Origin of the sequence: Rhodoplanes azumiensis, from assembly GCF_042682915.1 — a bacterium.
In the GTDB taxonomy this organism is placed as follows: domain Bacteria; phylum Pseudomonadota; class Alphaproteobacteria; order Rhizobiales; family Xanthobacteraceae; genus Rhodoplanes; species Rhodoplanes azumiensis.
This window is the reverse complement of the sequence record NZ_JBHUIW010000027.1, coordinates 1-15,120: the sequence shown is the minus strand read 5'-3', so window position 1 is coordinate 15,120 and position 15,120 is coordinate 1. Positions and strand designations below refer to the sequence as shown.

13 protein-coding genes and 1 tRNA gene are annotated in these 15,120 nt (G+C 68.6%); 10 read left to right on the top strand and 4 right to left on the bottom strand.

Annotated elements, in window-relative coordinates:
- Positions 1-59: 59 nt before the first annotated feature.
- The 5 genes from ACFSOX_RS19550 (at position 60) to ACFSOX_RS19530 (ending at position 6,947) form a co-directional block, all read left to right on the top strand.
- Positions 60-1,355, top strand: a complete 1,296-nt coding sequence (locus tag ACFSOX_RS19550) for an MFS transporter (RefSeq protein ID WP_378479499.1) — start codon at positions 60-62, stop codon at positions 1,353-1,355.
- 132 nt (positions 1,356-1,487) lie between these two features.
- A complete protein-coding gene (locus ACFSOX_RS19545) occupies positions 1,488-2,798 on the top strand; it encodes a 3-hydroxyacyl-CoA dehydrogenase family protein (protein WP_378479498.1) in 1,311 nt (436 codons plus the stop codon).
- A gap of 192 nt (positions 2,799-2,990) precedes the next feature.
- Positions 2,991-3,809, top strand: a complete 819-nt coding sequence (locus ACFSOX_RS19540; protein WP_378479497.1) for an enoyl-CoA hydratase — start codon at positions 2,991-2,993, stop codon at positions 3,807-3,809.
- Positions 3,810-3,939: 130 nt separating this feature from the next.
- Positions 3,940-5,673 (top strand): acyl-CoA carboxylase subunit beta, encoded by a 1,734-nt coding sequence (locus tag ACFSOX_RS19535; protein WP_378479496.1) that lies wholly within the window; start codon positions 3,940-3,942, stop codon positions 5,671-5,673.
- 377 nt (positions 5,674-6,050) lie between these two features.
- On the top strand, positions 6,051-6,947 hold the full coding sequence (locus tag ACFSOX_RS19530; RefSeq protein WP_378479495.1) for a hypothetical protein: 897 nt from the start codon (positions 6,051-6,053) through the stop codon (positions 6,945-6,947).
- 232 nt (positions 6,948-7,179) lie between these two features.
- Here ACFSOX_RS19530 and ACFSOX_RS19525 read toward each other — a convergent pair whose 3' ends face one another.
- From ACFSOX_RS19525 to ACFSOX_RS19515, 3 genes are all read right to left on the bottom strand, one after another.
- Complete coding sequence (locus ACFSOX_RS19525; protein WP_378479494.1) at positions 7,180-7,488, bottom strand: hypothetical protein; 309 nt, start codon at positions 7,486-7,488, stop codon at positions 7,180-7,182.
- Positions 7,489-7,820: 332 nt separating this feature from the next.
- On the bottom strand, positions 7,821-9,251 hold the full coding sequence (locus ACFSOX_RS19520; protein WP_378479493.1) for a DUF1254 domain-containing protein: 1,431 nt from the start codon (positions 9,249-9,251) through the stop codon (positions 7,821-7,823).
- A 333-nt stretch (positions 9,252-9,584) separates the two neighbouring features.
- A tRNA-Leu gene (locus ACFSOX_RS19515) sits at positions 9,585-9,669 on the bottom strand.
- A gap of 357 nt (positions 9,670-10,026) precedes the next feature.
- On the opposite strand from ACFSOX_RS19515, the gene ACFSOX_RS19510 reads away from it, so the two are divergent.
- Both ACFSOX_RS19510 and ACFSOX_RS19505 read left to right on the top strand, forming a co-directional pair.
- Positions 10,027-11,010, top strand: a complete 984-nt coding sequence (locus ACFSOX_RS19510) for a complex I NDUFA9 subunit family protein (RefSeq protein WP_378479492.1) — start codon at positions 10,027-10,029, stop codon at positions 11,008-11,010.
- Positions 11,011-11,063: 53 nt separating this feature from the next.
- The gene (locus tag ACFSOX_RS19505; RefSeq protein WP_378479491.1) at positions 11,064-12,248 is read left to right on the top strand and encodes an alpha-hydroxy acid oxidase; all 1,185 of its coding nucleotides are present in this window, start codon (positions 11,064-11,066) and stop codon (positions 12,246-12,248) included.
- Here the strand turns inward: ACFSOX_RS19505 and ACFSOX_RS19500 are convergent.
- Positions 12,148-12,723 carry a GNAT family N-acetyltransferase gene (locus tag ACFSOX_RS19500; protein ID WP_378479490.1) on the bottom strand — a complete coding sequence of 192 codons (576 nt, stop codon included), beginning with the start codon at positions 12,721-12,723 and terminating at the stop codon, positions 12,148-12,150. The two genes, ACFSOX_RS19505 and ACFSOX_RS19500, sit on opposite strands and share 101 nt — an antisense overlap.
- A 159-nt stretch (positions 12,724-12,882) precedes the next feature.
- Here ACFSOX_RS19500 and ACFSOX_RS19495 point away from each other — a divergent pair, with 159 nt between their 5' ends.
- The 3 genes from ACFSOX_RS19495 to ACFSOX_RS19485 all read left to right on the top strand — a co-directional run bounded on the left by ACFSOX_RS19495 (position 12,883) and on the right by ACFSOX_RS19485 (position 15,068).
- Positions 12,883-13,278 (top strand): hypothetical protein, encoded by a 396-nt coding sequence (locus ACFSOX_RS19495; protein ID WP_378479489.1) that lies wholly within the window; start codon positions 12,883-12,885, stop codon positions 13,276-13,278.
- 74 nt (positions 13,279-13,352) lie between these two features.
- Positions 13,353-14,162, top strand: coding sequence for a TIGR04255 family protein (locus tag ACFSOX_RS19490; protein WP_378479488.1), 810 nt, complete (start codon positions 13,353-13,355; stop codon positions 14,160-14,162).
- Positions 14,163-14,621: 459 nt separating this feature from the next.
- Positions 14,622-15,068 carry a hypothetical protein gene (locus ACFSOX_RS19485; RefSeq protein ID WP_378479487.1) on the top strand — a complete coding sequence of 149 codons (447 nt, stop codon included), beginning with the start codon at positions 14,622-14,624 and terminating at the stop codon, positions 15,066-15,068.
- Positions 15,069-15,120 lie beyond the last annotated feature (52 nt).

The window sequence follows — 15,120 nt, the reverse complement described above, 5'->3', positions numbered from 1 at the left end:
ACCCCCACCCCGGAGTAGATGCGATGTCTGAGACAACCGCGACCGCGGACGGCGGAGCCATGCCTGCCGCGGACGCCAAGACGACCCCGGCCTTTCGCCGGCTGGTGGTCGCGTCGTCGCTGGGCTCGGCGATCGAGCACTACGACTTCTTCATCTATGCGTTCACGGCGCCGCTGGTGTTCGACCACTTCTTCTTCCCGAAGATGGACTCGGTCGCCAGCATGATGGCCGTCTACGCCACCTTCGCGGTCGGCTTCGTGGCGCGTCCGCTCGGCGGCATGGTGTTCGGCCACTACGGCGACAAGATCGGCCGCAAGGCCATGCTGATGATGACCTTCGTCATCATGGGTGTCGCCTCCTTCCTGATCGGCTGCCTGCCGCGCTACGATTCGGCCGGCCTGTTCGCGCCGATCGCCCTCGTCGTGCTGCGCTTCCTGCAGGGCTTCGCGTTCGGCGGCGAGTACATGAACGCCGTGTCGCTGACGCTGGAGAACGCCCCGCAGAAGCGGCGCGGCTTCTTCGCCTCCTGGGTCAACGCCTCCGGCCCGATCGGCATCATCGTCGCCTCCGGCCTGATCGCGATCCTCAGCGGCGCCTACGGCAAGGACACGTTCATCGACTGGGTATGGCGCATTCCGTTCCTGTTCAGCTTCGTGCTGGTGGTGATCGGCACCTATATCCGCCACTCGGTCGACGAATCGCTGCTGCTCAAGAAGAAGCAGGAGCAGGCCGGCACCCAGAAGGCGCCGATTCTCCAGGCCCTGCGCTCGCACAAGAAGGCGATCGTGCTCGGCTGCCTCGCCAACATGGTCCACTCCTCGTTCCAGTATCTGTCGACCGTGTTCGTCATCGGCTACGCCGTGAAGACGCTCGGCATGTCGCCCGCCAAGGTCACGTCGGGCCCGATGTTCGCCAACATCGCCGAGATGCTGATGGTGCCGCTGATCGCCTTCTGGAGCGACAAGTTCGGTCGCAAGCCGTTCATGATTCTCGGCGTCGTGCTGGCGATGATCTGGTTCCCGATCTTCTTCCAGATCCTCGCCATGAAGGATCCGCTGTTCCTGATCCTCGGCCTCGTCGTCTCCATCGGCCTGATCCACGGCCTCATGTTCGCGCCCGAGGCGGCCTTCACGGCGGAGCTGTTCCCGACCGAGATCCGGGTCTCCGGCTCGTCGCTCGGCAAGCAGTTCGGCATCATCTTCGGCGGCGGCATGGCGCCGCTCGTCGCGACCTGGCTGATGGGCCAGGCCGGCGGTTCGACGACGCCCGTCATCGTCTATTTCGAGGTGATCGCGATCCTGGCCTTCGTCGGCCTCCTGATCGCCCCCGACAAGGCCAAGAAGGTTCTGGACTAGTAGAAAACCGAACCGAGAACGCGCTGGACTGGCGCGCCGAACCGGCGCACACGCGCTGCGGGGCCGGGGGATCACCCCCGGCTCCGTTCCCAGACCCCCGGCCGTCCGCGGCCGGCGAACCGGACGACGAGCATGAGCCAAGATATCAAATCGGTGGCGGTGATCGGCGGCGGCACCATGGGCAGCGGCATCGCCGCGGCCTGTGCGGCGGCCGGCTGCGACGTGCTGATCCTGGAGGCGAACGAAGGCTTCGCGGCGGCCGCCAAGGGCCGCGTCGAGGCGCTGGCGGCCGACGACGCCGAGAAGGCGCTGTTCCGCGACAAGGTCGCGGTCGGCACCATGGACAAGGACGTCGGCCGCCTATCCGCCTGCGACTGGATCTGCGAGGCCGTGATCGAGAGCCTGCCGGCCAAGAAGGCCGTGCTCGCGGCGATCGAGCCGGTCCGCCGCGACGGCTCGATCGTCTCCACCAACACGTCCGGCATCCCGCTCTCGGCCATCGTCGCCGGCGAGCCCGAGCGCCTCAGGCGCGACATGCTGGTGACGCACTTCTTCAATCCGGTGCGGGTGATGCGGCTCCTGGAGATCGTCACCGGCCCGGAGACGCGCGCGGATGCGCGTGACAAGCTCGGCGCCTTCCTGCGCGGCGGGCTGAAGAAGGGGCTGGTCACGGCCAAGGACACGCCGAACTTCATCGGCAACCGCATCGGCCTCTATTTCATCCTGTCGGGCCTGCATCTCGGCGCCAAGCACCGCGCCGCCGGCACCTCGATCGACCGCATCGACGCGCTGCTCGGCGCCCCGGTCGGCTTCCCCGGCACGGCGCTCTACGGTCTCGTCGATCTGATCGGCCTCGACGTCGTCTCCTCGATCGCCGAGAACCTCGCCCGGACGTTGCCCGCGGGCGACGCCGGCCGCGCCACCGCCTCGCTGCCGGCCGCCGAGGCCGCGATGCTCGCCCGCGGTCAGCTCGGCCGCAAGAGCGGCGGCGGCTTCTATCGGATGCAGAAGGCGGCCGACGGCGCGAAGCTCAAGGAGGTCTTCGATCCCGAAGCCGGGAGCTGGGGGCCGTCGACCAAGATCAAGCTCGACGGCGCCTCGGCCGCGCTGGAGACGGTGTTCTTCGCCGACGATGCCGACGGCGCGCTGGTGCGCGACGTGCTGGGCGGCACGCTGCTCTACGCCGCCGATCTGGTGCCGCAGATCTCCGACGACATCGTCAATGTCGATCGCGCCATGCGCTGGGGCTTCGCCTGGGCGAAGGGGCCGTTCGAGCTGATCGACCGCATCGGCGCGCAGCGGCTGATCGACTGGCTCGTCCGCGCGGGCCGGCCGCTGCCCCACATGCTGGCCGTGCTCCAGAAGGCCGGCGCGTCGCGCTTCTACGACGGCGACCGCTATCTCGGCACCGACGGCGCGATGTATCCGGTGCCGGCGGAGTGAGGCCGGCGAGGTGATCACGATGAAACGGCCGTTCCCGGGGGAAACGCGGCCGCGGCCGGTGCAGTCGCCGCACCGGCCGCAACCCGACGCCACGTCGCTCTATCTCGTGTTGATGCGGCTGCCCTGCCCCCGAACGGTACCCCGCGGGCGGCCCGGCTCCGGCCTCCGCCCGCGGACGACGAGGACCAAGCGATGAGCGACCCGATGACGTGCTACGAGACCTTGATCGTCGAGACCGTGGGGCGCGTCGGCGTCATCCGGCTGAACCGGCCGAAGGCGCTGAACGCCCTGAACTCGACACTCGCCGAGGAGCTGCGGACCGCCTTCGCGGCCTTCGATCAGGACGACGGCGTCGGCTGCGTGCTGATCACCGGGTCGGAGCGCGCCTTCGCGGCCGGTGCGGACATCAAGGAGATGGCGCCGCGCTCCTTCATCGACAATTTCAGTGCCAACTACATGGCGAACTGGGACAGCCCCGCCCGCTCGCGCAAGCCGACCGTCGCGGCGGTCGCCGGCTTCGCGCTCGGCGGCGGGTGCGAGCTCGCCATGCAGTGCGACCTGGTGATCGCCGCCGACAACGCGAAGTTCGGCCAGCCCGAGATCACGCTCGGCATCGTGCCGGGTCTGGGCGGCACCCAGCGCCTGACGCGCGCCGTCGGCAAGGCCAAGGCGATGGACCTGGTGCTCACCGGCCGGATGATGGACGCGACCGAGGCCGAGCGTTGCGGGCTCGTCTCCCGCGTCGTACCGCTCGCCGACCTGATGACGGTGGCCATGCAGGCGGCCGAGACGATCGCCGCGATGTCGCTGCCGACCGCGATGACGGCCAAGGAGCTGGTCCAGCGCGCCCACGAGCTGCCGCTCGCCGAAGGCCTGCGCTTCGAGCGCCGCGCCTTCCATGCCTTGTTCGGGACGGACGGCCAGCGCGAGGGCATGCAGGCGTTTCTGGAGAAGCGCAAGCCGCGCTTCAACCAGCCGTCGGCCGCCGTCCCGCAGGAAGCTGCAGAGTAGCAGACGTCGGTCCGCGGTCGGCTCGGCCTGCCGCGTCGCTCTTGACGCTGCTCCGACGCCGGCCGATTGCTCGTCACGACAACCCCGCCTCGTCCCGCCGTCCGGCGGCGATCATCTCCAGGAGTGCACCATGCGGCCCTATTTCGAGCGGATGCCGGCGTTCGGCAAGGCGCTCAAGGAGAACCGGATCGCGCGGACGCAGGACAGCCGGCGCGGGCTCGAAGCCGTCGAGGCGGAGCTCGCCAAGCTGCGCGCGGCGCGCCGCGAGGTCGGCATCCCGACCGAGGAGATCAACAAGCGCGGTGGCCTCACCGTCTGGCAGCGCCTCGGCTACCTGATCGATCCCGGCACCTGGCATCCGCTGCACAGCCTCTACGATCCGGAGAGCAATCCCGAAGGCACCACCAACGTGGTCGACGGGCTCGCCAAGATCGCCGGCCGCTGGGCCGTGGTGATCGGCTTCGACAACAAGGTGCTGGCCGGCGCCTGGATCCCGGGCCAGTCGGAGAACATCCTGAAGGTGACGGACCTCGCCAAGCGGCTGCGCGTGCCGCTGGTGTGGCTCGTCAACTGCAGCGGCGTGAAGATGCCGGATCAGGAGAAGTTCTATGCGGGCCGGCGCGGCTCCGGCACGCCGTTCTATCGTCACGCCGAGCTCGAGCAGACCGGCATCCCGGTGCTCGCCGGCATCTACGGCACCAATCCGGCGGGCGGCGGCTATCAGGCGATCTCGCCGACCATCCTGATCGCCCACAAGGACGCCAACATGGCGGTCGGCGGCGTCGGCATCGTCTCCGGCATGGCCCCGAAGGGCGGCTTCGACGCCGCCGTGCTCGAGGATCTGATCGCCAAGACACGCGAGATGCGCACCAAGCCGCCCGGCAGCGTCGCCACGCATTTCGAGCACACCGGCTTCTTCACCCGCGTCTACGAGGAGGAGACCGGGGTGCTGGACGGCATCAAGGAGTACATGCGCATGCTGCCGGCCTACGATCCGGAGTTCTTCCGGGTCGCGGCGCCGGCCGAGCCCGCGTTCCCGGCCGACGATCTCTATCACCTGCTCCCCTTCGATCAGGGCGAGACCTACTCGTTCGACGACATCCTGGCGCGGCTGGTCGACGGCAGCGAGACGATGGAGTTCCGGCCCGACTACGGCCCCGAGATCTTCACCGGCCTCGTCAAGATCGACGGCTTCCTCGCCGGCGTGATCGGCAACCGGCAGGGCGTGCTTCCGCGGGGCTACCCGGAATACGCCGACTACCCGGGCATCGGCGGCAAGCTCTACCGCCAGGGCCTGATCAAGATGAGCGAGTTCGTGACTCACTGCAGCCGCGACCGCATCCCGGTCGTCTGGTTCCAGGACACGACCGGCATCGACGTCGGCGACGTCGCCGAGCGGGCCGAGCTCTTGGGCCTCGGCCAGTCGCTGATCTACTCGATCCAGCAGACCGACGTGCCGATGATGCTCGTCGTGCTGCGCAAGGGCTCGGCTGCCGCGCATTACGTGATGGGCGGGCCGACCGCCAACCGTCACAATGCCTTCACGCTCGGCACCGCGGCGACCGAGATCTACGTCATGCACGGCGAGACCGCGGCGGTCGCGGCCTATGCGCGGCGCGCCGTCAAGGACAAGGACGCCGGCAAGCCGCTGCAGCCCGTCGCCGACAAGATGAACGAGATGGCGAGGAAGTACTACGAGACGTCGCGGCCGGCCTGGTGCGCCCAGCACGGCTTCGTCGACGAGATCGTCGACCTGACCAGCCTGCGCAGCTACCTCACCGCCTTCGCGGGCGCCGCGTACCAGAACCCCGACTCGCTCTGCCCGCGGCACCAGATGCTGCTGCCGCGGCTGATCCGCGGCTGATCCGGGGCTGAGTCACGCGATCCGCGCGGCCGGTCGGGCCGGTAACGGGCGGGGCGCGGCCGAGCGTCGCGCCCGCCGATCGCACCGCACCGCGAGGCTGTGGACAAGCGCCGGAACGCGGCGCTTTACGCCCTGACTCGCCACGGCAATTCGGAATGCTGCTCCGCCGCATGCGCGCCCCGCTGCAGCCCCCTGTCCTTACCACCTTCGGGCGTAATTTAATGATTCATTAACCAACGGAATTTAAGCACGGTATCGGAATGTGTTAATCATCGTTCCTGATGTGATTCGTCAGGATTTCCGCGTCCGGTCGGCCTTTTCCGTCCACCGGGCGAGACCTCGTAACGTACTGCATATTTTCCAGCTGGAGACGGACCATGGCCTCTGAATCGGCTTTCCGCGGATTCGACAGGACGTTCTGGACGCGCGCCGTCGGCGCGGTCATGCTCGTGTGCATCGCCGTCGGCTCGACCGCCGCGATGGCGGCGACCCCGGACGCGGCGCTCGTGGAAGGCTCGCAGCGGCTCCTGATCGCGAGCGTGCTGGTGTTCGCGGCGATCGGCTTCGTCGGCTACCGGATGGCCGGCGGCTACATCGAGTCGCTGAAGCACGACGTCGAGATCGCCCAGCCCGCCAACGACGCCGCCGCGCCGGTGAAGGCCGCCGCCCCGGTCGAGGTCACGGTCGTCACGTCGCGCGTCACCCCGGTGGTCGCCCGTCCGACCCCGGTGCGCGGCCGCGTCACCGCCGAGAGCCTGCCGCAGCCGATCAAGGTCGCTCCGAAGATCCCCGAGCCGCAGCCCGTCCAGCCGGTGCGCGGGCTGTTCATGCGGGCCGAGACGCCGAGCCGCGCCGCCCGCGTGGAGCCACGCGGCAGCGTCGTGAGCCGTGTCGAGCCCCGCAGCGCCGCTCCGACCCCTGTCACGAGCCCGGTGGTCGGCCGCGGCGAGGCGCGCCGCGCCGCGCCCACCCCGGTGGTGTCGCCGGTGGTGCCCCGCAGCGGCCGCACCGCGCCGGTGACGCCGGTCACCAGCAGCGTGCAGCCGCGCCAGGTCGAGCGCGTCGTGGCGCGCAGCACCCCGAGCCGCACCGAGCCGGTCCGCGAGATCGCCCGCGACGCCGTGCGTGAGCCGGTCCGCGCCGAGACGGCCCGCCGCGAGGCGCCGCGCGAGGTGGCCCGCGAGACGGTCCGCACCGCGGTCGCCCCGACCGTCGTGACCAGCCGCGTCCAGGGTGTCCGCGGCCGCGAGAGCGGCGTGCGCGCCCGCGCCTGAACGGTTCGCCGGACGGCACAGGTCCGGCGAACCGCTCGACAATCCCGGCCGCGGAGACGCGGCCGGTCGATCGTCAGACGGCGATCGTCCGCAGACGATCGCGACGTGACGATCGTCCGCACGAAGAAAGCCGGCGCCACCGCGGCCCTCGATCGGGGTGAGCCGCGGCGGATCGCCGGCTTCGTCGTTTCATGGAAGGGAAGCGACCCGTCGCGTTCGGCCGCACGCGCCGTCAGCGGCCGGCGCCGAGGCTCCGTTCCGCCTGGCGCGGCCGCATCCCGACCACCATGGTGGCCGTGAGGCGCTGCGCCAGCGCGCGCTTGGCCTGGTCGAGGCTCATTGCGACGCCGCGATCCTCCGGCGCCCGGGCGGCGTCGATCGACCAGTACCAGCGCCGGAACACGCCGTCGGCGAACGAGCTCATCACCCGGCCGACGCGGCGCTGATTGATCGTCACGACGAAGTCGTCCGGCCGCGGGCTCTCGTCGTAGACGGGCGTGTGCACCCGCTCCAGGGTGAGGCTCTGCAAGGTGTCGAGCATGATCGGGATCCCGGGCGTTGGGGTCGGCCTGCGAGCCGCGGCCCGATCGGGGTCGACGGCGGGCACGCCAGCCGGTCGGTTCGGGCCGTCGGGGGCCGGCCCTCGCCGTCACGCCTACGCCCGCCCGGGCACGCTGTAAAATATCAAGTTGTACATTTGACATAGGCTCCGCTTATGGATGCGCCCACGATTTGGGCAGCGGAGCGGCGAGCCGATCCTCCCGATCGACGGCGCGCGCCGGCGCGGCGCCCGACGCAGCGGTGCCGTCGGCGTTCACGGCGATGGGTGACGGCACACCCTGGAAGGCGCCGTCGCGCCCCGGCCGCTTTCGATCAGCTCGCCTTGGTCACGGCCGGGATGACCCAGGAGCCGTCGAGGATCGAGGGGGCGTTCTCGTCCGGCCAGTAGAGGCGAAGCATCAGGAAGAACTTGCCCTTCGGGGCCGGCAGCCAGTTCGCCTCCTTGTCCGCGCCCGGGCTCTCGGTCTGGACGTAGATCACCAGCGATCCGTCCGGCTCGAGCTTGGGGTTCGTCCGCATGCTCATCGCGTAGCGGTTGATCGGGTTCGCGACGAAGAAGTACTTGTCGTCGTACATGGTCAGCGACCAGAAGCCCTTCACGGGCGGCAGCTCGCCCTTGGCGAAGCGCAGGACGTATCTGCTCGACCCTTCGTAGGCCTTGCCGTGCGCGTCCTTGAGCGAGGTCGGATAGACGGCGTCCTGCGGCCGGTTGGCGCCGAGCCCGATCGCCGTGATCAGGGCGCGTTGCAGGTAGTCGGTGCCGTAGGTGCCGGTCTTGAGCGTGAAGCCCCAGCCGTTGATCTCGGAGACGTCGCCGCCGCTGACCTTGAAGTGCAGCATGATGCGGTCGAACGACAATTCCGGCAGCCGCCTGTCCCAGCGATGGTCGACGGCCTTCGGATCGAAGGGCTGGCCGGCGACGAGGCCGATCTGGCGGAAGCGCTCCAGCGCCGGGGCGTCCTTGGCGGCGGGCGGATTGCGCTTCATCAGGTCGGCGAGCAGCGTGAAATACGCGACCGCCGTCAAGCCGTTCACCTGGTCGCGGACCGGCGTCTTCATGTCGATCGCCGGATCGACCTTGCCGGCCGGCGGCGTCCACGGCTTGCCGCGGGCCGACAGCGGATAGAGCTTGAACTGATCCTGCAGCGCATGCACGGCGGCGTAATCCTCCGGCGTGCCGGTGCAGTAGATGCGCCCGAGCATCCAGACCAGGCTGGTCGGCGACTTCAACTGGGTGAGCCCGGCCGGAACCTGTCCGGACCAGCCCGGGCCGGTGATCAGATAGGCCTGCGCCTGCGTGCCGGTGGTGCGGGTGCCGGGCACGGCGAACACGTCGGTCCAGTCGCCGAGGAACGGCAGCAGGAAGTAGCGCCCCTTCATGTCGGGCACCTCGACCACCCACGGCTCGTCGCCGACGTCGATCCACGCCGTGGTGTAGAGCGTGTCGGCGTTGGGCGCCGTGACGTCCCGGAAGCTCGCGTCCGGGTATTGCCGCATCTTGAGGAGCTGGCCCATCGGGGCGCGCGTGCCCTCCGGCGCCGCCACGTTGGTCATCACCCGCCGCGTCATCTCCATGGTCACGAGCGGGTAGCCGAACACATAGGCGTCCGACGCGATCTTGAAGTCCTCGGCGTCGTAGATCAGGTCGCGCAGCGGCCCGTCGAAGGCCTGCGCCGGGGCGCCGAACGCGCTCGCGGCGAGAAGCGAGAGTCCGCTCAGCATCGCGTCTCTGCGGGAAACCATGGAGCACCTCGTCGACCGATCACGGCATCAATCCACCGCCGAGAGCCGTACTGATCGCCGTTCGCCGAGGGTATGCAGATCTGGACAGCGGCTGCTCGGATGACGTGCATGTGATCGCGCGACCTGCTGCCGATGGCGCTGTCCGGCGCGGGGATCGTGGTCGACGGGGTGGGCACTCGCCGGCCGGCCGAGACCCAGTCGGGGCCGGGTCAAGTCGGGAGGTCGAGGGTCTTCGCGAGCGGCCGAACCCGCTCGACACCGCCCGGCAGAGCGCCGGCCGACGAAGACAGAGCGATCACGGATGTCGCGAGATCAGACGCTCGGGGGGCCGCTTGGTGCCCAGGAGAGGACTCGAACCTCCACGGCTTGCACCACTGGTACCTGAAACCAGCGCGTCTACCAATTCCGCCACCTGGGCCCAAGGGCGCCCACATAAGGGAGCGGGTTCCGTCTTGTCAACGGCGCCGTGAGGGAAATCGACGCCGGCCTCTGCAGATGCGGCATGCGTCGGCCCGGCTCCGGCGCCCGCGCCGTCGTGACCGCCGCGTTCGACTCCTCGCGAGCCACGGTCGAGCGGCTCGCGGGGGTGCTTTCCGGGCTCGGGGGCGGCCTCTGTCGCAGGGGCGCGGGACCGACGCTCGGGCTGTGGCCATGGTCGGAGGTTGTCGCGGCGCGACGGCCTCCCCTGGACGGCCGGCCCGCCATCCCGTATGACGCCGCAAGCCCTCCGGGCCGGCGCCGGCTCGGGGCGAAAATCTCGGGAGATCCGGCCGCCATGGCGATGTCCAGCTCGACCCCCGGCTCAGACAGCCTCGTCACCATCTTCGGCGGGTCCGGCTTCCTCGGCCGGCACGTGGTCCGGGCGCTGGCGCCCGACCGCGCCCGCATGCGCATCGCGGTGCGGCGCCCCGATCTCGCCGGCCACCTGCAGCCGCTCGGCCGGGTCGGCCAGATCCACGCCGTGCAGGCGAATCTGCGCAACGCCGAATCGGTCGAGGCGGCGGTGCGCGACGCCGACGTGGTGATCAACCTGGTCGGCATCCTGTTCGAGCACGGCAAGCAGTCGTTCGAGGCCGTGCATGTCGAGGGGGCCGCGAACGTGGCGCGCGCTGCCGCCGCGCAGGGCGCGCGGCTGATCCACGTGTCGGCGATCGGCGCCGATCCCGACTCGTCCGCCCTCTATGCCCGCACCAAGGGCCAGGCCGAGGCGGCCGTGCGGGCCGCCGTGCCGGACGCGATCATCCTGCGCCCCTCGGTGATCTTCGGGCCGGACGACGCCTTCTTCAACACCTTCGCCGCGATGGCTCGCATCGCCCCGGCCCTGCCGCTGATCGGCGGCGGCCGCACCCGCTTCCAGCCCGTCTACGGCGGCGACGTCGCCGAGGCCGTGCACAAGGCGGTCGCAGGCCACGTCACGCCCGGCGTCTACGAGATCGGCGGGCCGGACGTCGCGACCTTCAAGGAGCTGATGCAGCTGGTGCTCGACATCACCCAGCGCAAGCGCTTGCTGCTGCCGGTGCCGTTCTGGGCCGCCAAGATGCTCGGCGCGGTGCTGCAGATCCTGCCCACCCCGCCGCTGACGCCCGACCAGGTCGAGCTCCTGAAGACCGACAACGTCGTCTCCGAGGCGGCGATCCGCGAGAACCGCACGCTCGCCGGGCTCGGCATCGAGCCGCACACCATGGCGGCCGTGGTGCCGTCCTATCTGTGGCGCTACCGCAAGTCCGGCCAGTTCACGGGCCGCCGCAGCCTCGCCTGATCCGGCCCGCCGGCCGCGCCCACCCCCTGCGCAGCCCGACCGGAGTGCCCGCGATGCCCCCGATCACCTGCGTGGCCGATCTGCGCACGCTGGCGCGGCGACGCATTCCGCGCGCCCTGTTCGGCTATGTCGACAGTGGCTCCTATGACGAGACCACGCTGCGGGCGAACGCGGCCGAGCTCGCCCGTATCCGCTTCCGCCAGCGTGTCCTGGTCGACACCTCGGGCCGCTCGATGGCGACGACGCTGGTCGGCCAGACCGCCGCCATGCCGGTCGCCATCGCGCCGACCGGGCTCACCGGCCTGATCCGCGGCGACGGCGAGATCCTCGGCGCCCGGGCGGCCGAGAAAGCCGGCATCCCGTTCTGCCTGTCGACCATGTCGATCGCCACCATCGAGGACGTGCGGGTGGCGACCACGGCGCCGTTCTGGTTCCAGCTCTACGTGCTGCGCGACCGCGATTTCTCGCGCGCCATGATCGAGCGGGCCCGCGCCGCCGAATGCCCGGTGCTGGTCGTCACCGTCGATCTGCCGACCCGCGGCCAGCGCCATGCCGACCTCAAGAACGGCCTCACGGTGCCGCCGCGCCTCACCTGGCGCAACGCCTTCGATCTCGCCACCAAGCCCGCCTGGGGGCTCGGCGTGCTGCGCGGCAAGCGCATGACCTTCGGCAACATCGAGGCCTATCTGAAGGACAAGGTCGGCCTGATGGGGGCCGGCGAGTGGTCGTCGAATCACTTCGACCAGACGCTCGACTGGGACGACATGGCGTGGATCCGCGACCTGTGGCCCGGCAAGCTGGTGCTCAAGGGCATCCTCGATCCGGCCGACGCCGCGCAGGCGGTGCGGATCGGCGCCGACGCCATCGTGGTGTCGAACCATGGCGGCCGCCAGCTCGACGGCGCGCCGGCCACCGTCACGGCGCTGCCCGAGATCGTCCGTGCGGTCGGCGACCGCATCGAGATCCTGTTCGACGGCGGCGTGCGCTCCGGTCAGGACGTGATGCGGGCGCTGGCGCTCGGCGCCCGCGGCTGCCTGATCGGCCGCGCCTGGCTGTACGGGCTCGCCGCAAAGGGCGAGGCCGGCGTCGCCACGGTGCTCGACCTGTTCCGCCGCGAGCTCGACATCACCATGATGCTCACCGGCACGATGGATCTGTCCTGCGTGTGCCGGGACATTCTGTACGAGCCCGCGGCGGCGACGCCACCGGACGGGCGTCCGACAGAACCCGCCGCATGAACTGCGCCGTCGCGCCGTAGCTCGCCAGCTTCTCGGCGAGCGCCCGGTGCGTGACGACAGAAAAGCCTCGGCGGCTCCAGAAGCCGGACGAGCCGCCGACCGCGACCAGCGACATGGTCGCGAATCCGCGCATCTGCGCTTGCGCGGCGAGCCGCTCGACGATCGCCGCCCCGGCGCCGCTGCCGCGCGCGGCGGGCAGGAGCGCGAGGTCGTGCAGGTACCAGGTTCCGGGCCGCTCCGGCAGGCTCCCGAGCAGGGTGTCGAGCGCCGGCGCCGTGTCGGCGTGCCACGGGTGGCTGACCAGATAGCCGGCGAGCCCGCGCGCGGCGGGGTCGGTCGCGGCCGGGTCGGCGAGCACGAAGCAGCCGTCCGGCGCGAGCCGCAGGCGCTCGGCGAACACCGACTCGTCCTCCGGGTAAGCGGGGTGGACCTCGGCCGCGACCGCCACGACGGCGGCGAGGTCGGCTTCGGCCATGGGCCGCCATCCGGCGGCGCGCGGTGGGAGCTGATCGGGCATAAGCGACGTCATGGCTGGTGGCTGGTGCGGCACTGCGCGACAGTGCCGTCCGTAATCTACCGCTGCGCGGCGTTTCGCCACTGGCGATCCTTCGCGCCGTTACCGACATGGTTCGGCATGAGCGATTTCCGATCCGACGATCCCCGCCCCGGCCGGCCCGACCAACCGCGCGTCGAACGGCCCCGCGCCGAGCCCGAGATCATCCCGCCCGGCGCGCCCGATCCGGTCCGCCCCGGCGGCGCGCGTGCGTCCGAGACCGAGCCCGAGGGCTTCCCGGGCGCCGTCTTCATCACGGTCGACGAGCAGGGGCGCACCCGCTACACCAAGATCGAGCCGCCCGGCCCCTTCGCGGTCGCCATCGGCATGCTGGTGCTCGGCGCCATCGTCGCCGCGATCCTCCTGGTGGCGCTCGGCCTGGCGCTGTTCTGGGTGCCCGTGATCGTCGTCGCGGTCGCCCTGGTGCTGTTCTCCAGCTACCTGAAGGCCGCCTGGCAGCGCCTGATGGGGCGGTGAGGGGCCGTGGTGTCGCATCGAGGGTCCGCATGACAGAGCACGCGATCATCTAAATCGCGGCTGGCGAGCAAGAAGTGTCAAATAGGCCAGAAGATCTTCCAGACTTTACAACCCCACCTCTGAATGAGGTGGTTCTTGGCGTTCAATACAATACGCCGCGAGGATACCAGCAGATCTTCGCGGGCGAAGTGTGGAGTTTGTTTCGAGACAAGTTCCCGTTTGTAGAGGAGTTACCCCCGATCCCGCCTATGTTCGAGACTTTCGGTCTTCCTCAGACTGGCAGGATCAATTTCGGGATTGTGACGGGAGCGTCGCATGATCGCTTCTGGTTCTTGGCGCCACGGAAGGAACAGTTAATTCAGTTCCAGAACGATCGCCTGCTTCACAACTGGCGAAAGATCGAGGGGCAAGACAATCAGTACCCGAGGTACGAGACGATCGTCTCAGATTTCGAGCGCGAGCTTCTCTCTCTTGAGAAATACTTCGAAAAATTCGATACGAAGACACTTCACATTACCCAGTGTGAAATATCGTACATCAATCGCATAATTGCTGTGGACAAAGCAGATTTGCGCCCGTCGGAATGGTTGAGGATCATCGATCAAGAGCCGTTCCAGCCGGATGACTTCTCGTCGACATTTCGCAAGACGATAAGAGGATCGGATGGTAGGCCTCAGGGGAGGCTCATCTGCGAAGCGAACACGGCTGTGACCGAAAGCGGGGCGCTCTTTGTCGTGCTCACACTGACAGCGCGGGGTGCTCCGGAGGGGCATTCTATTGCCGCTGCGATTGATTTTTTAAATCGTGGACGAGAGATTATCGTTCGTCAGTTTACGGAAATCACCACTGATTCGGCCCATCATCACTGGGGACGTGTTCGGTGAACGTTGCACAAGCAAACACCTCCATGGGCCGGCGCGTTGCATGCTCGCCAGCAACCATCGTTTCTTTGAACGCATCTGTCAGGACGCTGATTACTGATCCTGTCAGGCGCTGGCGCGACGAGGTCGTTCAACGGCTGAACGGCCTGACGTCTCTCTGTCCCGGTTGGGATGGTTACGCTGGTCGGCCCGTGAACTTCGAGACGGCGAATTTTGCGTTACGACTTCTGGAGGCGACGTGCGGTTTTAATGCGCCCCCACCTCAGATCGTGCCCGGGAGCGACGGCGACCTTCAACTCGAATGGCATATCGGCTCGACGGACATAGAACTACACGTTCGAGGCCCGAACGACGTTGTCGCATGGCGGGCCGTCGAAAATAGTTCCGTTGGCGAAGAATTGTTTCTTACTAATGATTTCACGACGGTGGTTGCATGGATAGCTGCAGTATCGGAGCCTTCTTGTGACGATGAATCCGCCGCCGCGTGACGACAACGGCCACGTGGTTCCGCATGATCACGATGGGATCGATGCAAGCCACGGGGTCATACGGCGCATCTCGGAATTGCAAATTGTTACTGACAAGGCGGGACAGCGGAGAATTTCGTCGCTGGCGTTCAAGCCATCCGGCGGATCAAATGGCGGGATGTCTGTAGATCTTGAAGAATCGATAAGGGCTGCCGGCCTCGATCCGTATGGCTATGTCACGACTCCGCGTTGGACCGGTTCGGTGAAATTCGTCGTCGGTGATCTCCGGAACGAAAACTTCAAGGTCGGCTTTAATCCACTTCCCGAGAATCCTCACCACGGGGAGGTCTGGGGTGATTTTGGAAGGGCAAAGCAGCGCCGATTACAAACGTTGGCACGTTGGTTCGTGCCGATTGAAGGTGTGATCATCGCTGTCAGCTAGACCGGTTTTCGCTCACGTTGGTGCATAGCCTGCGTGTCGGATGAAATTTCTG